Annotated in this window: 21 protein-coding genes, 6 tRNA genes and 1 riboswitch; of the genes, 9 read left to right on the top strand and 18 right to left on the bottom strand. The window is 68.3% G+C overall.

What is annotated here, in order from left to right; all coding sequences use genetic code 11:
- Positions 1–51: 51 nt before the first annotated feature.
- On the top strand, positions 52–402 hold the full coding sequence (locus tag AC1DNC_RS02095; protein ID WP_476860897.1) for a VOC family protein: 351 nt from the start codon (positions 52–54) through the stop codon (positions 400–402).
- A 104-nt stretch (positions 403–506) separates the two neighbouring features.
- Here AC1DNC_RS02095 and AC1DNC_RS02090 read toward each other — a convergent pair whose 3' ends face one another.
- The 9 genes from AC1DNC_RS02090 to AC1DNC_RS02050 form a co-directional block, all read right to left on the bottom strand.
- Complete coding sequence (locus AC1DNC_RS02090) at positions 507–2672, bottom strand: 3-hydroxyacyl-CoA dehydrogenase NAD-binding domain-containing protein (protein WP_476860896.1); 2166 nt, start codon at positions 2670–2672, stop codon at positions 507–509.
- Entirely contained in the window at positions 2669–3940 is a 1272-nt protein-coding gene (locus AC1DNC_RS02085) for a thiolase family protein (RefSeq protein ID WP_476860895.1), read from the bottom strand. Before AC1DNC_RS02085 ends, AC1DNC_RS02090 begins: the two co-directional genes overlap by 4 nt.
- 148 nt (positions 3941–4088) lie before the next feature.
- Entirely contained in the window at positions 4089–5507 is a 1419-nt protein-coding gene (locus AC1DNC_RS02080) for an HRDC domain-containing protein (RefSeq protein WP_476860894.1), read from the bottom strand.
- A 63-nt stretch (positions 5508–5570) separates the two neighbouring features.
- Complete coding sequence (locus AC1DNC_RS02075) at positions 5571–6215, bottom strand: DUF3000 domain-containing protein (protein ID WP_476860893.1); 645 nt, start codon at positions 6213–6215, stop codon at positions 5571–5573.
- Between the two features lie 69 nt (positions 6216–6284).
- Positions 6285–7388: a threonine aldolase family protein gene (locus AC1DNC_RS02070; RefSeq protein ID WP_476860968.1), complete on the bottom strand. Its 1104-nt coding sequence runs from the start codon at positions 7386–7388 to the stop codon at positions 6285–6287.
- A gap of 35 nt (positions 7389–7423) precedes the next feature.
- The gene (locus AC1DNC_RS02065) at positions 7424–8170 is read right to left on the bottom strand and encodes an SDR family NAD(P)-dependent oxidoreductase (RefSeq protein ID WP_476860892.1); all 747 of its coding nucleotides are present in this window, start codon (positions 8168–8170) and stop codon (positions 7424–7426) included.
- The gene (locus tag AC1DNC_RS02060) at positions 8167–9564 is read right to left on the bottom strand and encodes a DUF6421 family protein (protein ID WP_476860891.1); all 1398 of its coding nucleotides are present in this window, start codon (positions 9562–9564) and stop codon (positions 8167–8169) included. Before AC1DNC_RS02060 ends, AC1DNC_RS02065 begins: the two co-directional genes overlap by 4 nt.
- A 147-nt stretch (positions 9565–9711) precedes the next feature.
- Positions 9712–10248, bottom strand: a complete 537-nt coding sequence (msrB, locus tag AC1DNC_RS02055) for a peptide-methionine (R)-S-oxide reductase MsrB (protein WP_476860890.1) — start codon at positions 10246–10248, stop codon at positions 9712–9714.
- A gap of 14 nt (positions 10249–10262) precedes the next feature.
- Complete coding sequence (locus tag AC1DNC_RS02050; protein WP_476860889.1) at positions 10263–10754, bottom strand: hypothetical protein; 492 nt, start codon at positions 10752–10754, stop codon at positions 10263–10265.
- 213 nt (positions 10755–10967) lie between these two features.
- Between AC1DNC_RS02050 and AC1DNC_RS02045 the strand changes: the two genes are divergently transcribed.
- On the top strand, positions 10968–12194 hold the full coding sequence (locus tag AC1DNC_RS02045; RefSeq protein ID WP_476860967.1) for an alpha/beta hydrolase family protein: 1227 nt from the start codon (positions 10968–10970) through the stop codon (positions 12192–12194).
- A 35-nt stretch (positions 12195–12229) separates the two neighbouring features.
- On the opposite strand, the gene ybaK is transcribed toward AC1DNC_RS02045, so the two are convergent.
- Genes ybaK through AC1DNC_RS02030 form a run of 3 tightly spaced genes read right to left on the bottom strand, consistent with a single transcriptional unit; the run spans position 12230 to position 14176 of the window.
- The gene (gene ybaK / locus AC1DNC_RS02040) at positions 12230–12727 is read right to left on the bottom strand and encodes a Cys-tRNA(Pro) deacylase (protein ID WP_476860888.1); all 498 of its coding nucleotides are present in this window, start codon (positions 12725–12727) and stop codon (positions 12230–12232) included.
- A 9-nt stretch (positions 12728–12736) separates the two neighbouring features.
- Positions 12737–13201 carry a SufE family protein gene (locus AC1DNC_RS02035; protein WP_476860887.1) on the bottom strand — a complete coding sequence of 155 codons (465 nt, stop codon included), beginning with the start codon at positions 13199–13201 and terminating at the stop codon, positions 12737–12739.
- Between the two features lie 57 nt (positions 13202–13258).
- Positions 13259–14176, bottom strand: coding sequence for a sulfurtransferase (locus tag AC1DNC_RS02030; protein WP_476860886.1), 918 nt, complete (start codon positions 14174–14176; stop codon positions 13259–13261).
- A gap of 214 nt (positions 14177–14390) precedes the next feature.
- On the opposite strand from AC1DNC_RS02030, the gene zapE reads away from it, so the two are divergent.
- Complete coding sequence (zapE, locus tag AC1DNC_RS02025) at positions 14391–15428, top strand: cell division protein ZapE (protein ID WP_476860885.1); 1038 nt, start codon at positions 14391–14393, stop codon at positions 15426–15428.
- 99 nt (positions 15429–15527) lie between these two features.
- On the opposite strand, the gene AC1DNC_RS02020 is transcribed toward zapE, so the two are convergent.
- From AC1DNC_RS02020 to AC1DNC_RS01995, 6 genes are all read right to left on the bottom strand, one after another.
- Positions 15528–15794, bottom strand: a complete 267-nt coding sequence (locus tag AC1DNC_RS02020; RefSeq protein ID WP_476860884.1) for an antitoxin — start codon at positions 15792–15794, stop codon at positions 15528–15530.
- A 159-nt stretch (positions 15795–15953) separates the two neighbouring features.
- A tRNA-Val gene (locus AC1DNC_RS02015) sits at positions 15954–16028 on the bottom strand.
- A gap of 50 nt (positions 16029–16078) precedes the next feature.
- A tRNA-Gly gene (locus AC1DNC_RS02010) sits at positions 16079–16151 on the bottom strand.
- 57 nt (positions 16152–16208) lie between these two features.
- Positions 16209–16283 (bottom strand) — tRNA-Val (locus tag AC1DNC_RS02005).
- Between the two features lie 41 nt (positions 16284–16324).
- A tRNA-Cys gene (locus tag AC1DNC_RS02000) sits at positions 16325–16395 on the bottom strand.
- A 46-nt stretch (positions 16396–16441) separates the two neighbouring features.
- A tRNA-Gly gene (locus tag AC1DNC_RS01995) sits at positions 16442–16514 on the bottom strand.
- Positions 16515–17591: 1077 nt separating this feature from the next.
- Here AC1DNC_RS01995 and AC1DNC_RS01990 point away from each other — a divergent pair.
- The 6 genes from AC1DNC_RS01990 to rpe all read left to right on the top strand — a co-directional run bounded on the left by AC1DNC_RS01990 (position 17592) and on the right by rpe (position 22529).
- Positions 17592–17663 (top strand) — tRNA-Val (locus tag AC1DNC_RS01990).
- Positions 17664–17749: 86 nt separating this feature from the next.
- Entirely contained in the window at positions 17750–18595 is an 846-nt protein-coding gene (locus AC1DNC_RS01985) for a cytochrome (RefSeq protein ID WP_476860883.1), read from the top strand.
- Positions 18596–18665: 70 nt separating this feature from the next.
- Complete coding sequence (def, locus tag AC1DNC_RS01980; protein ID WP_476860882.1) at positions 18666–19241, top strand: peptide deformylase; 576 nt, start codon at positions 18666–18668, stop codon at positions 19239–19241.
- Positions 19238–20158, top strand: coding sequence for a methionyl-tRNA formyltransferase (gene fmt / locus AC1DNC_RS01975; protein WP_476860881.1), 921 nt, complete (start codon positions 19238–19240; stop codon positions 20156–20158). The genes def and fmt overlap by 4 nt, the downstream gene beginning before the upstream one ends.
- Positions 20155–21810, top strand: a complete 1656-nt coding sequence (locus AC1DNC_RS01970) for an RsmB/NOP family class I SAM-dependent RNA methyltransferase (RefSeq protein WP_476860880.1) — start codon at positions 20155–20157, stop codon at positions 21808–21810. The genes fmt and AC1DNC_RS01970 overlap by 4 nt, the downstream gene beginning before the upstream one ends.
- Positions 21811–21872: 62 nt before the next feature.
- Entirely contained in the window at positions 21873–22529 is a 657-nt protein-coding gene (gene rpe / locus AC1DNC_RS01965) for a ribulose-phosphate 3-epimerase (RefSeq protein WP_476860879.1), read from the top strand.
- A gap of 82 nt (positions 22530–22611) precedes the next feature.
- Positions 22612–22763, top strand: a riboswitch (FMN riboswitch).
- The last annotated feature ends 250 nt before the right edge of the window (positions 22764–23013 follow it).

Here is a 23013-nt window from a genome sequence, read left to right as displayed (position 1 = left end):
TCCTTGGAGTTTTCCCGCACCCCGGCCGGGAGCCATGACCAGGAGGAACCGTTGACTAATCCAATAGCCCCGGAGATCGGAACGGTCTTCGTGCCGGTCAGCGACATCGCGAAGGCCCGGGACTGGTACTGCTCCCTGCTCGGTGTCCCGGCGGACGGCGAGATCCTCTTCGGGCATCTGTACGTGCTGCCGATGAAAGGGGCCGGGTTGGTCCTGGACAGCAAGATCTACTCCGCCGACGCCGTCTTCCGGGTCCCTGCGTTCCATTTCAACACCGCGGACATCCAGGCGGCCCACACCCAGTTGCAGGGCGCGGGCTCGGAGGTCGCGGAAATCCGTGACGGCCAGTGGTTCAACTTCAAGGATCCCGACGGCAATGTGTTGATGGTCTGCGAGTGCTAGCCGCACGGGTCTCCCAGCGGCAGTCAGGCTAATAAGCAAGCAAAAGCGCCGCCGTCCCTGCCTGTCGGCGGAACGGCGGCGCTGTCGCGTGTGGAACCGGGCCGCTAGGCGGCCGGTTCGGAGGCCACGCCCGGAGCCAGGAACTTCTTGCCATTGACCCGCTCGGACGCACCCACCCGGTCAAGGTACGGGGTGATGCCGCCCAGGAACATCGGCCAGCCAGCGCCGAGGATCATGCAGAGATCGATATCCTCCGGTCCTGCCACGACGCCTTCATCCAGCATCAGGCCGATTTCCTCCGCCAGGGCGTCCTGTGTGCGACGCAGCACTTCCGCGGCGGTCGACGGCGAATCGCCGAAGGTCATCAGGGCCAGGGTCTCGGCGGGGATGACCGGGGTGCCGGCCTTCACCGAGGCGGGATCCCAGATGGACTTGATGCCGTTGTCGATGAGCGCCTGCAGGTTCCGGGAGACCGTGAAGCGGTCGCCAAAGGCAGCGTGCAGGGATTCCTGGACGTGCTGCGCGACCGGCAGGCCCACCATGGCGCCGAGCGTGAACGGCGTCATGGGCAGGCCCATCGGGCGCAGCGCGTTGTCCGCCACCTCGGCCGGGGTTCCCTCGTCGAAGGCCGCGGTAACTTCGCCCATCAGCCGCAGCAGCAGCCGGTTGACCACGAACGCGGCGGCGTCTTTGACCAGCACCGCGGACTTCTTCAGGCCCTTGGCCAGTTCGAAGGCGGTGGCGAGCACGGCGTCGTCGGTCTTCGGTGCCCGCACGATCTCCAGCAGCGGCATCACGGCCACGGGGTTGAAGAAGTGGAAGCCGACCAGGCGTTCGGGGTTCTGCAGGTCCTCCGCCATCGCCGTGACGGAGAGCGAGGAGGTGTTGGTGGCAAGGATGCACTCCGGCGAGACAATGGCCTCAACTTCCTTGAACACCTGCTTCTTGACCCCGAGCTCCTCGAAGACGGCCTCGATCACGAAGTCGGCATCGGCGAACGCTTCCTTGGACACGGAGCCGCTGACCAGCGCCTTGGTCCGGTTGGCGGCGTCCGCGCTGATGCGCTTCTTCGCCAGCAGCTTGTCCACCTCGGCGTGCACGTAGTCCACGCCCTTGTCCACGCGCGCCTGGTCGATGTCCGTCATCACCACGGGCACCTTGAGCTGGCGAGCGAAGAGCAGCGCGAGTTGGCTGGCCATCAGGCCGGCGCCGACGACGCCGATCTTCGTGACCGGGCGGGCGAGCTTGCGGTCCGGGGCGCCGGCGGGGCGCTTGGAACGGCGCTGCACGAGGTCTAGGAAGGCGTACACCGTGGAGCGGAACTCGTCGGTCTGCATGAGGTCCGCGAGCGTCTGGCACTCCAGCTCCGCGGACTCGGCCTGCGTCATGGTGCGGTTGGCTTCCAGCACGTCCAGTACCTTGGCCGGGGCCGGGGAGGCGTTGGAGGTCTTGGCTTCCACAAACGCCCGGCCGGCGGCCACAGCGCCGGCCCAGCGTTCGGCGACCTCCGGTGCGGAGGGGTCGACGGCGTTGGCCCGCGCGGGTGCCTCGGCGCCGGCGATCACCCGGGCGGCCCAGGCGACGGACTGCTCCACGAAGTCAGCCGGCTCGAAGATCGCGTCCGCCACGCCCAATTCGTAGGCCTGCGGACCCGTCAGGGTGCGGTTGTTGCTCAGCGGGTTCTCGATCATGACCTTGACGGCGTTCTCGGGCCCGATCAGCCGCGGCAGGATGTAGACGCCGCCCCAGCCAGGGATCAGCCCGATAAAGGCCTCCGGCAATGCCAGCGCGCCGGCACCGGTGGAGACGGTGCGGTAGGTGGACTGCAGGGCGATTTCCAGCCCGCCGCCCAGGGCCAGGCCGTTGATGAACGCGAAGCTGGGCACGCCGAGGTTGGCCAGGGTGGCGTAGACGTCGTGGCCGAGCTGGGCCATCCACAGGCCCTGCTCGCGGCCGCTGACCGACTTGACCGTGGACAGGTCCGCGCCGGCCACCAGGAAGTACGGCTTGCCGGTCACGCCGACGCCGGCAATCTCACCGCGCGCGGCCCGGTCGCGCAGGCCTTCCAGCACGGTGCCGAGCTCGATCAGGGTGTTCGGGCCCAGCGTGGTGGGCTTCGAGTGGTCCAGGCCGTTGTCCAGCGTGACCAGGGCGAAGGTGCCCGGGCTCTTGCCGTTCACGGCGGGGAGCTGGATGTCCTGGACGTAGGAATGCGTGACCGTCTCGTTCGGAAACAGCTCGGCAAGCTTGTGGAAATCGGCGGCGCTCATGCTGCGGCTCCAGTCTTGGTGGTGTAGTCGGTGCCGTAGTCGGCGTGGTGCGGGTTCTCCCAGATGACCGTGGCCCCCATGCCAAGGCCGATGCACATGGTGGTCATGCCGAAGCGGACGCTGTGGTCCTCTTCGAACTGGCGGGCCAGCTGGTTCATCAGCCGGACGCCGGAGGAGGCGAGCGGGTGCCCGACGGCGATCGCGCCGCCGTAGCGGTTAACCCGGGGGTCGTCGTCGGCGATGCCGAAGTGGTCCAGGAAGCTGAGGACCTGCACGGCGAAGGCCTCGTTGATTTCGAACAGGCCGATGTCCTCGATGCCGAGCCCGGCGTTCTTGAGGGCCTTTTCGGTGGCCGGAACCGGTCCGATGCCCATGACTTCCGGTTCGACGCCGGCAAAGGCGTAGCTGACCAGGCGCATCTTGACCGGCAAGCCAAGTTCCTCGGCGGCGTCGGCAGAGGCCAGCAGCGCGGCGGTGGCCCCGTCGTTGAGGCCTGCGGCGTTGCCGGCAGTGACGCGGCCGTGGGCGCGGAACGGGGTCCGCAGTGCTGCGAGGTCCTCCACCGAGGTGCCCGGGCGCGGCGGCTCATCCACCGTGTTGACGGTCCAGCCCTGGCCGGGCTTCATGGTGGCTACGGGGACCAGATCCGGTTGGATCTGGTCCTTGGCGTAGGCGGCTGCCAGCTTGTCCTGGGAGGCCACGGCGTAGGCGTCTGTGCGCTCCTTGGTGATGGCGGGGAAGCGGTCGTGCAGGTTCTCCGCGGTGTTGCCCATGTTCAGGGCGGCGGGGTCCACGATCCGCTCGGACATGAAGCGGGGGTTGGGATCGGCACCGGCACCCATCGGGTGGTTGCCCATGTGCTCGACGCCGCCGGCAATGACGACGTCGTAGGCGCCGAAGCCAATGCCGCTGGCCGTGGTCGTCACGGCAGTCATGGCACCGGCGCACATCCGGTCGATAGCGAAGCCGGGAACGGTCCGCGGCAGCCCGGCCAGCAGGGCGGCGGTGCGGCCGATGGTGAGGCCCTGGTCACCGGTCTGCGTCGTGGCGGCAATGGCCACCTCGTCGATGCGCTCGGCCGGTAGGGCGGGGTTGCGGCGCATGAGTTCGCGAATGCATTTGACCACAAGGTCATCGGCGCGGGTTCCGGCGTAAATACCCTTCTCGCCGGCGCGCCCGAACGGGGTGCGGACGCCGTCCACAAAAACGACCTCGCGGACGGTCCTGCTGCTTCCGATTGTCGGCTTTGCGCTGCTGGCTTGGCTCACGTATTACTCCTCATTGAGACATGGGTGCCGGATCCCTGTCCCGGGCCGGTGGCTGGGGGACAAGAATGATCCTGGCGGCATCCCTAGCTATGTTACTCATGAGTAACTTAGCTGGCAAGGAGTGGCGGCCCGGCGTCAGGAAGCGGTGTCAGGAAGCGGCGTCGGAGGCTGTGCCGGCGGGAGCCGGGGCGGCCTTGGCTTCTTTCGGCGGCAGCGGCTGCGGGTTCAGGAACGCCTCGGCGATCAGCGGAGCCGTGAGCTCGATCTGCCACTGGCGGGCCCCAAGGTTCTGCAGTTCCTCGGCAATTCCCTCCTCGCTGATCTCCGCCGGCGGTCGCCAGGAGACCCGGCGCAGGTAGTCGGGGGTCAGCAGGTTTTCGACCGGCAGGTTCAGCTCCTCTGCCCGGGCCTGCAGTTTGGGCCGCGCCGTGGCGAGCCGCGCCGCGGCCTCCGGGTCCCGGTCGGCCCAGACGCGCGGAGGCGGGGGAGCGTTGGTGGGCAAGTGCAGCGGCGGGAGTTCCTCGAGGTTCCGGGCCGTGCTGATGCAGCGCAGCCAGCGCGGAGCCTCGCGCTGCGCGGCCCGGCCGTGGAAGCCCTTGGTTCCGAGCAGCTGCGGCACGGTGCTGGGCATCGCCTTGGCGGCGGCGACCAGGGAGGAATCGGGGATCAGCCGGCCCGGGGCGACGTCGCGCTTCTGCGCCAGCGAGTCGCGCTCCAGCCAGAGTTCGCGCACGGCGGCGAGCTGGCGGCGGTCCCGGATCTGGTGCAGCCCGGAGGTCTTGCGCCACGGGTCGACGCGCGGCGGGGCCTGGCCGGCTTCGAGGATCGCGGCGAATTCCTGCTCCGCGTACTCCAGTTTGCCGTCTGCGGTGAGGAGTTCGATCAGCTCCTCACGCAGTTCGGTGAGGACCTCGACGTCGAGCGCGGCGTAGCGCAGCCAGGGCTCAGGCAACGGCCGCGTGGACCAGTCGGCTGCGGAATGTTCCTTGGCCAGGCCGAAGCCCAGCAGCTGCTCGATCACCGCGGCAAGGCCAACCCTCGGCAGGCCTGCCAGCCGGGCGGCGAGCTCAGTGTCGAAGAGCTTGTCCGGCCACATGCCGAGTTCGGACAAGCAGGGGAGGTCCTGGCTGGCCGCGTGCAGGATCCACTCGACGCCGCGCAGGGCGTCATTGATGATGCTGAGGTCGCCGAAGGGTTCCGGATCGATCAGCCAGGTGCCGGCGCCTTCGCGGCGGATCTGGACAAGGAAGGCGCGCTGGCCGTAGCGGAATCCGGAGGCACGTTCGGCATCCACCCCCGCAGGGCCGTGGCCGGCGGCAAGGGCAGCGGCGCAGCGCTCCAGCCCTGCCCGGGTCTCGATAACGAGCGGGACGCCGTCACGGGGAGCGTCGAGGTCGATGACCTCGGGGACCAGGCTGTCAAAGCCCTCCACCGTGATGTGGGTTGCCGTGCCACCTGCCTCCGCTGTGCTGGCGGCCGGGGTGTTGGCGGCAGGGCCGGCTGCTGTGTTGGTGGCTGAGTCGGCGGCTGCGCCCGCGGTGGTGGTTTCCGGGTTATGAGGGGTCATGATGACTCCAGTTTACCGACATCACCGTTGTTCCCGGCCGACGCGGCGCCGCTCGGCGTCCCGTCATGGCGTCCGGGGCCGCCGCCGCGGCAGTGCGGAGACGCCGTCGGGCAGCGGCGGCAGGCCGGCAAAGGTGCAGACCATGTCCGACCACGCCTCAAGGTGCGCGGTGATGTCCCGGCCGGCCGGGGTCCAGGACGCACGGAGTTCTATGTCGATGGTGCCGGGCCGGTCGGCGAGTGTGCCGAAGCTTTCGGAGAGGACCCGGGTGGCCGTGCCGCCCGCCGAACGGTACTCGGCCTGGTGGTTCTCAAGCGCCTCCACGAGCCAGGTCCAAGCGACGGAGCCGAGCATTTCGTCGTTGCCCATGTCCGGCTCCAGCTGGGCCCGGATGTACGTGACAATCCGGAATTCGCCGTCCCAGACCGCGGAGCCGTCCGGGTCGTGCAGCAGGATGAAGCGGCCAGTGGCAAGTTCGACGTCGTCGCTTCCGGACGCAGGTGCCAGCGCGGCGGCCGCCGGGCCGTGGACCGCGCCGGATGCGCCGTCGCCGGGGACGACGACTTCCGCGCCGAGCGCCACCGCATAGGGAGCGAGTCGACCCGGAGCCGGGATCTCATCGAGGCGCAGCTCGCTGCGGCACCGTGCGTTTCGAAGCGTCCCCAGGGCGAAGAGAAAATCCGCCGGAACCTGGTCGAGTGGGTTCACAGTGAAAGATTATGCATGGGGCACGCCCCGGCCCGGCAGGCTCGCCGCCGGGCCGGGCCGGTCAGGCTGCTAGGCGTCCGCGAGCTCGCGCTTGATCGCGGCAACAAAGGAATCAACGTCTTCCTCGGTGGTGTCGAAGGAGCACATCCAACGGACCTCGCGGGCCGCCTCGTTCCAGTCGTAGAAGCGGAAGGACTTCCGCAACCGGTCTGCCACGCCGGCCGGCAGCACGGCGAAGACGCCGTTGGACTCCGTCTTCTGGCTCAGCTCGACGCCGGGGATCGACTCGACGCCGGCGCGCAGCCGGGCCGCCATCGCATTGGCGTGCGAAGCCGAACGCAGCCACAGGTCTCCTTCGAGCAGCGCGATGAACTGCGCGGACATGAACCGCATCTTCGAGGCAAGCTGCATGTTCATCTTGCGCAGGTAGATCAGGCCGTGGGCGGCCTCCGGGTTCAGGGCCACCACCACCTCGCCGAAGAGGAGCCCGTTCTTGGTGCCGCCGAAGGAGAGGATGTCCACGCCGGCGTCGCGGGTGAACGCGCGCAGCGGCACGCCCAGGTGGGCCGCGGCGTTGGCAAGCCGGGCGCCGTCCATGTGCAGCTTCATGCCCTTGGCGTGGACATGGTCCGCGATGGCACGGACTTCTTCGGGCGTGTAGCAAGTGCCCAGCTCGGTGGTCTGCGTGATCGAGACGGCCAGCGGCTGGGCGCGGTGCTCGTCGCCCCAGCCCCAGGCCTCCTGGTCGATCAGGGCAGGGGTCAGCTTGCCGTCCGGCGTCGGGACCTGGAGCAGCTTCATGCCGCCGATCCGCTCCGGCGCACCGTTCTCGTCCATATTGATGTGGGCGGTGGAGGCGCAAATGACGGCGCCCCAGCGGGGGAGCAGGGACTGGAGCGACAGGACGTTCGCGCCGGTGCCGTTGAAGACGGGGAAGCATTCGATGCCGGTGCCGAAGTGCTGTTCCATCAACTGCTGCAGCCGGGCCGTGTACTCGTCCTCGCCGTAGGACACCTGATGCCCCTCATTGGCCGCGGCCAGGGCGGCAAGCACCTCCGGGTGCACACCGGAGTAGTTGTCCGAGGCAAAACCACGGACGGAGGGGTCGTGCAGCCGCTCCATGGTGCGGGCCGGGGCAGTATCAACTGTGTTTGTTTCGACCGTGCTGGTCATCTCGTTACTCACACTTTCAGTCTAGAGGTGCAGGCTTACCGGCTAAGGGGCAGCCGCCGGCCGTTCAGTTCCGCGGCCGGGGTCCGGAAGAGCTCGACGACGGCCGCCGCCAGCTCCTCGACGTCGGTGTAGCCCGGGAACTTGCGCTCGGGGGCGGCGGCGCGCATGGCGGCGTCGACCAGGGCTTTCACCACGAAGACGACGGCGGCGCTTTGCTGTTCCACCGGCTCGACGTCGGTGCCCGGCTGGGCGGCGCCGGACTGGGCGCGGCGGAAGCCGTCGGCCACTGCCAGGGTCCACGCTTCCGCGGCGGCCTTGGCGGCCGCGTAGCTGGCGCCGCCCGCCGTCGGGCTGGCCACGGAAGTGGACGAAACAATGGCAAGCCGCCCGGTATCCGAGCTGGCCAGGTCGTCGTAGAAGGCCCGGCTGACGTTGCGGAGTGTGGTGACGGCGTTGCGTTCCAGGAAGTCCCAGTCCGCATCGCTCTGGTCGGTGATGCCCTTCGCGCCGCGCCAGCCGCCGACGAGGTGGATCACGCCGTCAATGCTTCCGGCCCCCTCCAGCAGATCCGCGTGGAGGCCGCGGACCGCTTCCGGGTCAGCGAGGTCGCAGGTCAGCGGCACCACGCCGTCGCCGGCGGCCGCGGCGGCCGCCTCGATCCGGGCGGCGTCGGACCCCACGGTAAAGACCGCGTGGCCGGCGCCCCGTAGGGCGCGGGCCACGGCGATCCCCGACGGGCTGCTGCCGCCGGCTACCAGGATGTTGAGGGTGCGGCCGCTCATCCGGCGTTCAGTGCAGCGTTGGAGCTGCCCGTGTCGGACGAACCGGTGATCCCGGCGGTCGATTCGATCACGGTCCGCATTTTCTTCTCCAGCGCCTCGTAGAACATGGAGAGCGGGAACTCGTCGTCGAGGACCTGGTCGGTCAGGCCGCGCGGCGGCCCGTCCAGCGGCAGGGCGTCCGGCCCCTTGGCCCAGACCGAGGCCGGGTTCGGCGTGACGGTGCCGGAGATCAGCTCGTAGGCTGCCAGCCAGTGGGCCATCTTGGGACGGTCGATCGAGCGCCAGTACAGTTCCTCGATCTTGGCGCCGAGTTCCACCACGACGTCGGCGGCCTCGTCCCAGTCGATGCTGAGCTTGCTGTCGGTCCAGTGCAGCACGTGGTGCTGGTGCATCCAGGCGAACAGCAGCTGGCCGCCGAGGCCGTCATAGTTGCGCACGCGGCTGCCGGTGATGGCGAAGCGGAAAATGCGGTCGAAGATGACGGCGTACTGGACCAGCTTGGCGTGCCTGCGGGCTTCCGGATCCGCTTCCTCGTCCTTTTCGATCTTCACGGATTCACGGAAGGCGGTGAGGTCGCAGCGGAGTTCCTCGAGTGAGTAAAGGAAGAACGGCATGCGCTGCTTGATCATGAACGGGTCGAAGGGCAGGTCCCCGCGCATGTGGGTGCGGTCGTGGATGAGGTCCCACATGACGAAGGTTGCCTGGGTCAGCTCCTGGTCCTCGAGCAGGCCGGCGGCGTCCTCGGGCAGCTGCAGGGAGGTAATGTCCGCGGCGGCGCGCAGCACGCGGCGGAAACGGGCGGCTTCACGGTCGGCGAAGATGGCGCCCCAGGTGAAGGTGGGGGTTTCGCGGACGGCCACGGTCTCGGGGAAGAGCACCGCGGAGTTGGTGTCGTAGCCGGGCGTGAAGTCGAGGAAACGGATCGGCACGAAGAGCTTGTTGGAGTACTCGCCCGCTTCCAGGCCGGCGATGAACTCGGGCCAGATGACCTCGATCAGCACGGCCTCGACCAGGCGGTTGCTGCTCCCGTTCTGGGTGTACATCGGGAAAACCACGAGGTGCTGGAGGCCGTTGACCCGGTGCTGCTGGGGCTGGAAGGCCTGCAGGGAGTCCAGGAAGTCGGGAACGCCGAAGCCGCCCTCGGCCCAGCGCTTGAAGTCGACCGCAAGCAGTTCCAGGTACCGCGCATCATGCGGGAAAGCCGGGGCCAGCGCCGCGACCGCCTCCGTGATGGTGGCGACGAGCCCGGCCGCGGCCTCGTGGTCGGCGGCATCCGGCACCGATCCGTCCTGGATCTGGAGGGCCTGCAGGGCGGTGGCGGCGGCCTTGAGCCGCTGCCATTCCGGGGAGCTGGCAGTGATCGGGGCAGGGGCGGTGAGGGCGGTCATCGTCATCGTCAGGCGCCTTTCTGATTGCTGGAAACGTCTACGGCGAGCGTAGCAAGCAATCAGTAGCTCTAACCCAAAAAGCCATCGAGCATAAGGAAGTCTGAGGCATCGGGGCCGCCGGAGCCGTCCCAGCTCCAGCCGCAGCAGGGCTGGTCAGGCGTCGGTGCCGGAGGCGGCATCCGGGGCCGGGACCAGCTTCAGGGAGACCGAGTTGATGCAGTAGCGCTGGTCCGTGGGCGTGCCGTAGCCCTCGCCCTCGAACACGTGGCCAAGGTGCGAGTCGCAGGCCGCGCAGCGGACCTCGATCCGTTCCATTCCCAGGGTCCGGTCGTGGATGTAGCGCACCGTGCCGTCGGCCAGCGGAGCCCAGAAGGACGGCCAGCCGCAGTGTGAATCGAACTTCTCACGGCTGGTGAAGAGCTCGGTGCCGCATGCCCGGCACTGGTACACGCCGGCGGTGTGGGTGTCCCAGTACTCGCCGGTGTAGGGGCGCTCCGTCCCGGCCTGGCGGAGGACACGGTATTCCTCGGGGGAAAGTTCCTCGCGCCACTGCTGCTCGGTCTTCTCCACCGGCAGCTTGCCGGCCGCCGGTCCCGCGTTCGTGCCGGCGGGACCGGCTTCATTGCCGGCGTCGCTTCCGGCGGGGGAGGAGACGGGCGCGACTTTTGGCTTGTTGCTGAAGATGCTCATGACGTGAACAACGCTCAGGAGTCGCCGATAAATCCCGATCCTGCATACAGATGCAGCACCGGAAGGCCCAGTTTGTCCTGCGCCTGGTTGGCCCAGTCGGTGTGGAAGGTGTCCGCGACGGCGTGCGGCCGGGTGATCACCACGGCCTGTCCGGCGTTGAGCTCCTTGACCTTGGCGACCAAGGCGTCCACGGCCCGGCCTTCGACGATTTCGCCGGTCACGCCGCCGCCGATTCCACCCAGTGCCGCGAGCGAGGCGGCGAGCGTTTCGGCCGCCGCAGTCCGTTCCGCGGCCGGATCGGGGTGCTTGGCAGTCAGTTCCCGGAATGCCTTGGCGATCTCCAGCAGGGAGAGGTTCTCCAGGAAGTCCACCAGCAAGTGGCGCTCCGTGTTCGCCGGGACCAGGACCACAAGCGGCGAGTCGCCGTCGGCCACAAGGGTTTCGATGTTGACGCGGTCGTCCGCGCCGAGGGGTTCTTCTGTCAGGATGACGATTGGGTCGCTCATGCCCCCAGCCTAGCCGTATTGTGCCGGGACGGGCCCCGTAGGGATGGCGGTACTGGTGCGCCGGATGCCGGGGTTGGCCGGGAGTTCGGTAAGAATGGTGCCATGGCATCAACCCCTCGCCTCGCCCCGCCCACGTCCCGGACCCTGCTGGCCCGATCGGGCCCCCGCGTCCAGTCTGTGGGGAGGCGTGGAACGGGAGCGCTGGACGCCGGAATGCTGGAAGCCGGAGCCGCCGGGAACGCGAAGTGGGCGGTGGGAGGCATCATCGGCGGAAGCGCCGCGGCTGGGCTGCTCGCTGCCGGTTCCTCGGCGCTGGCACTGTACTTCGCCCGGCGCGTCATCACGCCGGTCCTGGTCCGCGAAGAGGACCAGGAAGTGCTGGCCGTGATCCGCGACGGCCGTGGACTGCAGGTCATCCTCAAGGCAACCCCCGATTCCACCGTGGAAGGCGTCTACGGTTTCTTCTTCGACGGCGGCCGCGGCCACGCCCGCCTGGGCCGGATCCTGTCCTATTCGCCGGCGGAGCAGACGGTGCTGCGCGAAGTCGAGGCGGTCTACAGCGGCGACCTGACGACGGCGCGTCGCGGCTATTGGAGCGGCGCCGTCCATCCGGATCCCGCAGCCGTCGGGTTGCCGTTTGAAGAAGTACAGATCGAGGTCGACGGCGGGACGGCTCCGGCGTGGCTGGTCCCGGCCGCCCCCGGCGCCGGGGCGCCGTCGTCGGACACCTGGGCGATCATGGTGCACGGGCGTGGCGCCTCGAGGCTGGAGGGCCTGCGGGCCATCCGGGTGGCCCGGGAGCTGGGTCTGTCCAGCCTGCTGATCTCCTACCGCAACGACGGACTGGCACCTTCGGCCGCGGACGGCCGCTACGGCCTGGGCTCCACCGAGTGGCGCGACGTCGAGGCCGCGATTGGCTACGCGCTGGAGCACGGCGCGCATGAGGTGGTGCTCTTCGGCTGGTCGATGGGCGGCGCCATCTGCCTGCAGACCGCCGACTTGTCCCGCTACCACCATCTGATCCGGGCCATGGTGCTGGATGCGCCGGTCATCAACTGGGTGGACGTGCTGGCCCACCATGCCGAGCTGAACCGGATCCCGTCCGTCGTCGGGCGCTATGGGCAGCTGATGATGAGCCACCCGCTGGGCCGCCGGCTGACCGGGCTGGCCGCGCCGGTGGACCTCAAGGCAATGGACTGGGTGTCCCGTGCGGTGGAGCTCCGGACGCCCACGCTGGTCCTGCACTCGGTTGACGACGAGTACGTTCCTTACGGCCCCTCGGCGGTCCTGGCCGAGAAGAACCCGGACATGGTGACCTTCGAAGCCTTCAACACGGCCCGGCACACCAAGGAATGGAACGTCGATCCGGAACGCTGGGAGTCCTTGGTCACGGCGTGGCTCCGCCAGCAGCTCGCGCCCCGGCCGACACCCGCGATCTAACGCCGCCGCCAGAACGCGAACGGGCGAGCACGGACCTAGCGGGTGGAGGTGCCGATCCGGGCGGTGGTCGCAGCGGTCAACCGGACCAAGTCCGCCGGGCTGAGCTCCAGATCCAGGCCACGGCGGCCGCCGGACACCAGGATTGTCTCCAGACCCAACGCACTCTCGTCCACCACGGTGGGGGAGGCCTGGCGCTGACCCAGCGGTGAGATGCCGCCCAGCACATAGCCGGTGCGCCGCTCCGCCGTCGCGGGGTCCGCCATGGCCGCCTTCTTGCCGCCCAGCGCGGCGGCCATCGCTTTGAGGTCCAGGTTTCCGCTGACCGGCACGACGCCTACGGCGAGGCGCCCGTCGACGTCGACCATCAGGGTCTTGAACACCCGGGCGGGGTCCACGCCGAGCACCTCCGCGGCTTCAAGACCGTAGCTGGCAGCGGCGGGGTCATGGCTGTAGGGGTGCGCAACGAAGGAAACCCCGGCCGCCGCGAGGGCCGCGGTGGCAGGGGTTCCCTGGGATGCCTGTTTGCGGGCCATGGGACAGGCTCAGCCCTGCTGCGGCAGGTCCGCGACTTTACGCTTGATCCGGCCGAGCATCGCCGTCATCCCGCGCATCCGCAGGGGAGTGATGGCCCGGGTAAGGCCCAGGAGTTCGGGCATGTCGTCCGGTACGGCCAGGATCTCGGCCGGGCTGAGCCCGTCGAGGCCCTCGTGCAGCACGCCGGCGAAGCCGCGCGTCGTGGGCGCTTCCGGCGGGGCCTTGAAGAACAAACGCACGTGCTCGGGCGCGCCGGCGGACCCGTCGCCGGCTTCCGTCTCAATTGTCAGGAACAGCGGCGACTGGCATTCCACCACCTGTTCCATCAGCTCCGGGTGGTCCTGCAGGCGCGCCGGGGGATCTGGCAGTTCGCGCGAAAACTCAAGCAGCAGCTGGAGCCGCTCGGCTTCTTCGAGGGCTTGGAAGTCGTCAACAATTTCCGCGAGTGCGGCCGGGAGGGCAGAAGTATTCATCACTCCCAGCTTACGCACGGGCGGCGATTGTGTCCCGGTCGGACCGCCGACTGGCGGCTAGGACCCGGCCGGGACGGTGCCGCGGTCCGCGCCCTTGACGATGGGGACTCGCACGGCGTTGCCCCATTCGGTCCAGGACCCGTCGTAGTTGCGGACGTTGTCGAAGCCCAGCAGGTACTTGAGCGCGAACCAGGTGTGGCTGGACCGTTCGCCGATCCGGCAGTAGGCCACGACGTCGTCGCCTTCCTTAAGCCCGGCTTCGTCCAGGTAGAGCGCCTCCAGCTCGGGGCGGCTGCGGTAGGTGCCGTCCTCCGCCGCGGCGCGGGCCCAAGGGATGGATGCCGCGGTGGGGATGTGGCCCCCGCGCAGGGCGCCCTCTTCCGGGTAGGCCGGCATGTGCGTGCGCTGGCCGGTGTACTCCTCGGCCGAGCGGACGTCGATCAGCGGCTTGCCGAAGTGCGCCAGGACGTCATCCTTGAAGGCACGGATCGGCGCGTCGTTGCGCTCGACCACGGGGTAGTCGCCGGCTGCGGGCACCGTCCGGTCCGTGGTCATCGGGCGGCCCTCGGCGATCCACTTGTCGCGGCCGCCGTCGAGCAGCCGAACGTCCTCATGGCCGAAGAGGGTGAAGACCCAGAGCGCGTAGGCGGCCCACCAGTTGGACTTGTCGCCGTAGATCACCACGGTGCTGTCCCGGGAGATCCCCTTTGCGGCAGCCAGGGCGGCAAAAGCTGCACCGTCCACGTAATCCCGGGTGACTTCGTCATTCAGGTCGGTGTGCCAGTCGATCTTGACAGCGCCCGGGATGTGGCCGGTTTCGTACAGCAGCACGTCCTCGTCCGACTCGACGACCACCAGCTTGCCGCCGTCGAGCGCACCCGCGTCAATAGCCGCCGCGAGCCACTCGGTGGAAACCAGGCGTTCGGGGTGTGCGTAGGCGGCGAATTTGTCGTTCTGCTCAACGGGGTAGGGCATGGAGCTGGCCTTTCACTGGGCGTTAGGGAGGCCGGAACAGGGCTGGTGCGCGGCGCCGGGCCTGCTACCACCCTAGCCACGCACCGGCGGGATTGCTCCTCCGGCAACATACTCGGAAATATGGCCTTGATCACCTCCGTTCCGGCGCCCGGAAGGGAAAGAGGCCTTTGCCGGTATTCTTTCTGGGGACACGAGACCAGCAGAACGGACCACCTTGGTACAGATCGAACAGCTTGCCGCCAGAACCCCCGCGGTTTCCGTGGATGAACTCCTCAACGGGTTTTATCCCTCTCCGCGCTTCGGTGAGGTGTCCTTCGCCAGCTACCGGCCGGACCCGGCCCAGCCCAGCCAGGCACACGCGGTCCACGCCCTGCAAAACTTTGCCGCCGGCGTCGGCTCCCGGGACGGCGACGGACTGTTCAAGCGGCTCTTCGGCAAGAAGGACACCTCGAGGGCGGGCATCTACCTCGACGGCGGCTTCGGCGTCGGCAAGACCCACCTGCTCGCCTCGCTGTGGCACGCGGCCCCGGGGCCTAAGGCGTTCGGCACCTTCGTCGAATACACGAACCTGGTGGGGGCACTGTCCTTCCGTAAGACGGTGGAGGCGCTCAGCCACTACAAGCTGGTCTGCATCGACGAGTTCGAACTCGACGACCCGGGCGACACGGTCCTGATGTCCCGATTGATGCGCGAACTCGCCGACGCCGGCGTCAAGCTCGCAGCGACGTCCAACACGCTGCCCGGTTCCCTCGGCGACGGCCGCTTCGCCGCAGTCGACTTCGCCCGCGAGATCCAGGTTCTCGCGGACCAGTTCGACGTCGTCCGGATCGACGGCGAGGATTACCGCCACCGCGGCCTGCCGAAGGCGCCCGCGCCGCTGCGCAACGACGAGCTCACCCACCACATGCAGGCGGAATTCGACGGCCAGACGGTGGCCAAGGATGAGTTCAGCACCCTGATCAACCACCTGGCCGGCGTGCACCCGAGCCGCTACCGGCAGTTGATCGACGGGATCGACGGCGTGGTGTGGCGCAACGTCGAAACCATCACCGAGCAGGCCGTGGCGTTGCGCTTCGTTGTCCTCGCGGACCGGCTGTACGACAAGGACGTGCCGATCCTGGCCAGCGGCGTGCCGTTCGACCAGCTCTTCACCGAGGAAATGATGACCGGCGGGTACATGAAGAAGTACTTCCGTGCTGTGTCCCGCCTCACCGCCCTGGCCCGTGAGGGCCAGAACCACGAGCCCTCCTAGCGTCCCGGGCGCGATGGGCTGGCGCCGCGTGGGTCCTTAAACGACGAAGGTGCCGGCGCCGCCTCTCGGCGGGACCGGCACCTCGCTGACGTACCTGGGTCAGAGGCCCTGCTGCCGGGGTTCCCCGGCGACTGGGGGCACTTCCGCGACGTGCGGCTCTGCGGCGGGGGCCGTTGCCGGCCGGCCGTTCGCATTGTCGACGTAATCGGAGGCGCCACGCTGGACGGTATCGACCTTGTCGGCGTACTTTCCGCCGGTCTTCGAATCGACGAAATCACCCGCCTTTTCGATGCCGTCCTTGATGGCCTGCTCGTTGCCACCAATCAGATGCTGAGCCTTGCCCTTAAGATCGTCAATTAAACCCACGGGCACCTCCCTTCAGTCGCGGAGCCAGATCGCTCCTAGCGCTTCCGATCCTAACCGGCGCCCGTGGGCGTGCCAAGGGTGTACGCCCAGAGGAGAAAGACTCTGTGCCGAGGCAGGGGAGCGGGTACGAAAAAAGCAGCTCCAGGGGAGCTGCTTTGATGGTGGGCGATACTGGGATCGAACCAGTGACCTCTTCCGTGTCAGGGAAGCGCGCTACCGCTGCGCCAATCGCCCGCAACCGGAAGGATCCGGAGTGGAGTTGTGTGAATCTAATGAAACAACAGAGCGGACGACGAGATTCGAACTCGCGACATCCACCTTGGCAAGGTGGTGCTCTACCAGCTGAGCTACGTCCGCATTTTTAGTCCGTTCCGGCTGGGCCGGTGGTACTGGATCAAGCAAGTTGCCTTGCTTTGGTGGGCGATACTGGGATCGAACCAGTGACCTCTTCCGTGTCAGGGAAGCGCGCTACCGCTGCGCCAATCGCCCCTTTCGTATCCGGCCGGAACCGGAAACCAGGGTTTTCACCGAGGTGGGTACGGGATTCGAACCCGTGTATACGGCTTTGCAGGCCGCTGCCTCGCCTCTCGGCCAACCCACCGTGTAGACACGATTCCTAAGAACCATCTCCGTGACAGTGTCCTGCGAGCGGACGACGAGATTCGAACTCGCGACATCCACCTTGGCAAGGTGGTGCTCTACCAGCTGAGCTACGTCCGCATTGTTGCCTGCGATTCCGTGCCGTATTCGGCATTTCCTCGCGTTCCAACGAGTAAGAACTCTATAGGAGGTTCAGGGAATCTACAAATCGCACGCCGCCCCGTGGCATCTCATACCCTCCCTTCCCTGCAATCTAGGGGATTTTTCTAATTACAGGGGTGTAATTAGAGCCTGACTTGGTGGCGCGCGGGCCCGGGGCCGACAGTGTGGAGTGGCAATTGCCTGGTGCGGTCCCGGGCGGTAGTGCCGGGCGCAGTTCTATGGACCCCTAGCGGAGATGACCTCACGATTCACCAATGGTGGCCGCTATGTTGCCTCGGATTGCGGCCATCTTCGTCAAATGGGCGGGGTCCGGGTCGGCGCCGACGCGTCCCCGGCGCCGTCGCTTCACCAAGATTGGCCGCTGAATGTCTCGGAAAGCGGCCATCTTCGTCCAGCGGCGCAGCTTGGCCCGGCTGCGACCTGCCCTCCGCGGCGTCGTTGGGCCGATTCGCCAAAGATGGCCGCTAAGTTGCCCGGAATACGGCCATTTTCGTCAGATTCGCGAACGTGGGCTGGCTCCGACCTGGCCGCCGCGCCGCGCCCCACCGATTCGCCAATGATGGCCGCTAAAGGAACCCTGAAGCGGCCATATTCGTCAGATGGGCATGATGTCGTCCGGCAGTGGGCCAGCCCGGCACCGAGCTGGCTCCGTCGCTGCATTCGTTCGCCAATAGTGGCCGCTAAGTGGCTCGGAAAGCGGCCATCTTCGTCCAACGGTGGAGCGTGGGCCGGTTCGGACCTGCTCTCCGCGCCGTCGTCGGGCCGATTCGCCAAAGATGGCCGCTAAAGGAACCCTGAAGCGGCCATCTTCGTCAGATGGGCATGAAGTCGGCCGGCAGTGGGCCAGCCCGGCTGCGACCTGCCCCCCGCGCCGCAGGCTGCATCCGTTCGCCCAAGATGGCCGCTACGTGGCCCCCTGAACCGGCCATCTTCGTCCAACGGGCCCAGCGAGGCAGGTCCCAGACAAGGCAGAGCCGACGTCAAACGCGCCGATTTCTCTATTCCGCGAGGGTGGGCTAGCATTCAATGGCACCGGGGCGATTGGCGCAGTGGTAGCGCGCTTCGTTCACACCGAAGAGGTCACTGGTTCGAACCCAGTATCGCCCACCTGGAAAATGGTCCGTTCCGCTCACAGAGCGGGGCGGGCCATTTTGTTTTCCTACAGCGTCCGACCCCTGTGAAAGAGTCTTTCTATGACCGCCCCGCTTCTCGCCCACGCCACCGAATACGGCCGAATGTACGCCCGTTCCACGTCCGCTCAGTTCTCTGTGCCGTCCATCACCACCGTGATCGGCCAGCAGCCCCATGGCTTGGACGGCTGGTTCGGTTACATGGGCGCAAGCAGCCTCGCCGCGGATCCCTCGCTTCCGGCGATTCTGGGCAGCCCGGCCAAGGTGCGGCAGGCGGTAAGCCGGGCGGCCAAGGCGGCCGAAATGCACCGGGACGACGCGGCCAAGCGTGGCGACCGCGTGCACAACTACTGCGAACAGGTGGCCCTGCGGGCGCTCGGCCGTCCGCACCAGATGAAGGAAACCCGTGAGGCCCTCGCGGCCAACGGCGAAGAAGCCTTCGCCGCCCGCTTCGACGAGTGGTGGGAGCTCTTCCAGGTTGAGCCGATCGCCCCGGAAATCACCGTCTGGAACAAGACCGTTGGCTATGCCGGCACCCTGGACCTGGTGGCCAAAATCAACGGCCGCACCTGCCTGATCGACTACAAGACAAAGGGAACCAGCCGCGACGGCACGGTCAAGCCGCTTGATGACAAGGTCGTCATGCAGCTGGTGGCCGGTATGAAGGCGGAGGAAAGCCTTGTTGATCCGGTGGCAGGGGAGTGGGAAGCGTGGCAGCACGGAGATTCCCCGATCCTCCTTGCGGTGGCCATAGGCGAAACCGAGGTGCGGCCGCAACGGGCGAACCCCGAGGTTCTCAAGCACCACTGGTGGAAGTTCTGCGCGCTGCGCCGCGTCTGGGAGATGTCGGCCGACACCTCTGCCGCCGGAGCAGCCCTGCTGCCAATTGCACCGCCGGTGGCCCGCTGACCCGGAAACCCGTGGCTGCCACTAAACTGGACAGGATCCCAAAGCAGCCCACCGTGAGGACAGATTGCCCATGGCCATTTTGAATATCCGCATCATTGGCGACCCGGTGCTGCGCACAGTTGCCGACCCGGTGACGGAGTTCGGGCCTGAGCTGGAAAAGCTAGTTGCCGACATGACCGAAACCATGGAGGACGTGGAAGGCGCCGGACTGGCCGCACCGCAGGTAGGCATCAGCCAGCGGGTCTTCACCTACCGTATCCGTGGAGTCGAGGGCCACGTCATTAACCCGGTGCTGGAGAACAGCGACGACTTCCAGCCGGACGAGGTGGAGGGCTGCCTCTCCATTCCAGGACTCGGCTTCCCGGTCCGCCGGCACCGTGCCACGCGCGTCACCGGCGTCGACGTTCACGGCAACCCGGTGGTGCTGGAAGGCGAAGGCATGCTCGCCCGGGTCTTCCAGCACGAGACCGACCACCTCGACGGCGTTCTCTTCACCGACCGGCTCGAGGGCGAGGACCGCAAGGCGGCCTTGCGCGCCATCCGCAACGCGAACTACGACTCCATCACGGAGCAGACGACGTCGAAGCGGGCCAAGACTGTCGGCTCGAGCTTTGGCGCGGGTTCCGCCTTCGGACCCGGCCAGTGAGGGTCCTCTTCGCGGGCACGCCGGCCGTCGCCGTCCCCTCGCTGGACGCCCTCGTCGCAGCCGGCTTCGACGTCGTCGCCGTGCTGACCAGACCGGACGCGCCGCTGGGGCGCAAGCGCGTGCTGACTCCCTCGCCGGTCGCGGCCCGTGCCGCGGAGCTCGGCATTGAGGTAATCCACGCGTCCCGGGTGGACGCTGCGGTAACGGCGAGGATTGCCGCCGCCGCGCCCGACGTCGCCGCGATCGTGGCCTACGGCGGACTAATTCCCCGGGCCGCGCTGGACATTCCCCGGCACGGCTGGATAAACCTGCACTTTTCGCTCCTGCCGGCCTGGCGCGGGGCGGCGCCCGTGCAGCGGGCGCTCATTGCCGGGGACGACATCACCGGCGCCGTCACCTTCCGGCTCGAAGAGGGCCTGGACACCGGACCGGTGTTCGGCACCCTGACCGAAGCGGTGGGGCCCGCGGACACGGCGGGAGAGCTGCTGGAACGCCTCTCGCACAGCGGCGCAGTGCTGCTGACCCAGACCCTCTCCGCCGTCGACGCCGGCAAGGCCGCCGCCGTGCCGCAACAGGGCGACGTCAGCCTGGCCCCGAAGCTCACGCTCGACGACGGCCGGCTCGACTGGCAGCAGCCGGCCCTCGCGATCGGACGGCGCGCCCGCGGAGTGACGCCGGAACCGGGGGCCTGGACGACGCTGGACGCCCAGCGCGTCAAGCTTGAACCGGTGTTGCTCCGGCCCGGGGCCGCGGCGCTGCGCCCGGGGCACCTGGCGCTGGACGGGAAAGCCGTCCTGGTCGGGACCGGCTCGCACCCCGTGGAGCTCACCCGGGTCCAGCCCGCAGGCAAGAAAATGATGACCGCCGCCGATTGGGCGCGCGGACAGGCAACACTGGAAAGCGTGGTCTTCGAATGAGCGAATCCGGATCCAACGGCAGTGGCCGGGCCCGGGGCCCCCGATCCGGCGGACAGCCAGGCGGCGGACAGTCAGGCAACGGACGGTCGGCCGGCGGACGCGGCGGCCAGGGCCCCCGGGGAGGCGTACGGCGGGACGCGCAAGGACGCGAACGCAACCGCGGTACGCAGCGCAGCTTCACCGAGAACGCTCCCTCCCAGCGCACCCGGCGCGCCGACCCGGCGCGGCTGGTCGCCTTCGAGGTGCTGCGTGCGGTGGCCGCCGAGGACGCCTATGCGAACCTCGTGCTGCCGGCCCGGATCCGGCACCACGGCCTGGACAAGCGCGACGCCGGCTTCGCCACAGAGCTCAGCTACGGCGCGCTCCGCGGCCAGGGCACCTACGATGCGATCCTGGCCCGCTGCGTTGACCGTCCGCTGGACCAGCTGGACCCCGCCATCCTCGATGCGCTGCGGATCGGCGCGCACCAACTCCTTGCCATGCGCGTCCCGGCCCACGCCGCCCTCGACTCGACCGTGGGCCTGGCCCGCGCCGTGATCGGCGCCGGCCCGTCCGGCCTGGTCAACGCCGTGCTCCGCAAGGTCTCCGCGCACACACTCGACGAGTGGCTGGAGCTGCTGCTCCGCGACGAGCAGGACGAGACCAAGGTGGCCTCCGTCCGCTATGCCCACCCGGAGTGGATCGTGCGGGCGTTCCGGCAGTCGCTCGTGGCGCACGGACGCCCGGTCACGGAAATCAACGACCTGCTGGAAGCAGACAACGCCGCGCCCGTGGTGAACCTCGTGGCACTGCCCGGCCTTGGCAGCCTGGACGAGGCGCTGGAAAGTGGTGCCACCCCGGGCGAGCTGGTGGAAGGTTCGGCGCTCTCCAGCGGCGGCGACCTGGGCCGGCTCGCCTCGGTGCGGGACGGCAGCACCCGGGTCCAGGACGTCGGCTCCCAGCTGGTGGCCCGTGCCCTGGCGTCGGTGGACTTGGCCGGCACCGAAACCGGCACCGAAACCACCGAAACGGGCGCCGCTGAAACCGCCGAAGCCGCCAACGGACAGGCCGGCGGCGAACGCTGGCTTGACCTCTGCGCCGGCCCCGGAGGCAAGGCCGCCCTGCTCGGCGCCCTCGCCCGCCAGCACGGCGCCACCCTGCTCGCGAATGAGCCGGCGCCGCACCGCGCGAAGCTCGTCCGGCAGGCCCTGGCCGCCGTCCCGCACGAGGTCTGGCATGTGCGCACCGGCGACGGCCGTGAGGTGGGGTCCGAGATGGCCGAAAGCTTCGACCGGGTACTCGTGGACGTGCCCTGTACCGGGCTGGGTGCGCTGCGCCGCCGTCCGGAATCCCGGTGGCGGCGCACCCCCAAGGACCTCGTGGACCTGGGCCCGCTGCAGCGCGAACTGCTCAAGTCCGCGCTGGACGCCGTCAAGCCCGGCGGCCTCGTGGCCTACGTGACCTGCTCCCCGCACCCGGCCGAAACTACCGCCGTCGTCAGTGATGCGCTGCGCAAGCGCGACGACCTCGAGCTGCTCGACGCCGGGGCCGCGCTGGACGCGGTGAGCCTCACCGGCCACCTCGAGGCCGGCCACGAGCTCACTGCCCAGCTCTGGCCGCACCGTCACCGTACCGACGCCATGTTCCTGGCGCTCATCCACAAAAAAGCCTGAGCCCCGGGCCATACTGGCACCAGCTACCCGACCTTCCGACCAGCGCAACGACAAGGAAATCCATGGCCCATTGCTGCATTCACCCCAGTATCCTGTCGGCGGACTTCGCGAACCTCCAGTCCGAGCTCCACAAGATCAGGACCGCGGACGCCGTGCATGTGGACGTGATGGACAACCACTTCGTGCCCAACCTCTCGCTGGGCCTTCCCGTGGTTGAGCGGCTCCAGGAAGTGAGCCCCATCCCGCTGGACGCGCACCTCATGATCGAGCACGCCGACCGCTGGGCGCCGGCCTACGCCGACGCCGGGTTGGCTTCGGTGACGTTCCACGCCGAGGCATCGATCGCGCCCGTGAAGTTGGCCCGTGAACTGCGGGCCCGCGGGGCCAAAGCAGGCCTGGCGTTGCGGCCGGGCAGCGGGGTGGAGCCGTTCCTGGACATGCTGGGCGAGCTGGACATGATCCTCATCATGACGGTGGAGCCCGGCTTTGGCGGCCAGGAATTCCTGGATCTCACGCTGCCCAAGATCCGCCGGGCCCGGGCGGCGATCGATGCTTCCGGCCTTGACATCAAGCTCCAGGTGGACGGTGGCATCACCGAGAAGACCATCTGGCGAGCCGCCGAGGCCGGTGCCGACGTCTTCGTTGCGGGGTCCGCGGTGTACGGCGCCGATGACCCGGCGGACGCAATCGCCCGGCTGCGGGAAGCCGGCAGCCGCTGACCCGAACATGACGAAAGTTGTACCGTCCGTTCCGCGGGAATAGCCGGGTCCAACCGCGGGTTGTGTCAGAATAGCAACACACATACGTGCTCCGGGGTCGGTGTAAGTCCGAACCGGCGGTTATAGTCCGCGACCCGCGAGCCGGCATTCTTCCCCCGGGAAGGTGGCGGCGGACGGTTGAACCGGTGGAACTCCGGTACCGACAGTTAAAGTCTGGATGAGAGAAGCACGTACAGCTGTTACTGCGGCGCCCTCCCGGCGCCGCGGCATTGCGCTGTCGTATACCCCCGGAGCCATCGCGGTTCTTGAGGGAAGGAACGACAGACATGAACCCCTTGCGATGGCTCTTCGCCGACTCCGCGGTCCTACGGGACCGAACGGACGGCAGATGAGCTTCCAGCAGGCGGCCGCCGGGCCGCAGGATTTCCCGGAAACGGGCAGCGCCGATGTCGCTGAAGCCGCCGGCTTCAGCGCTGCGGAAACG

This window comes from Arthrobacter sp. 01N442 (assembly GCF_056399345.1).
Note: the sequence above shows the minus strand (reverse complement) of the source record. Positions and strands in the feature narration are given on the sequence as shown.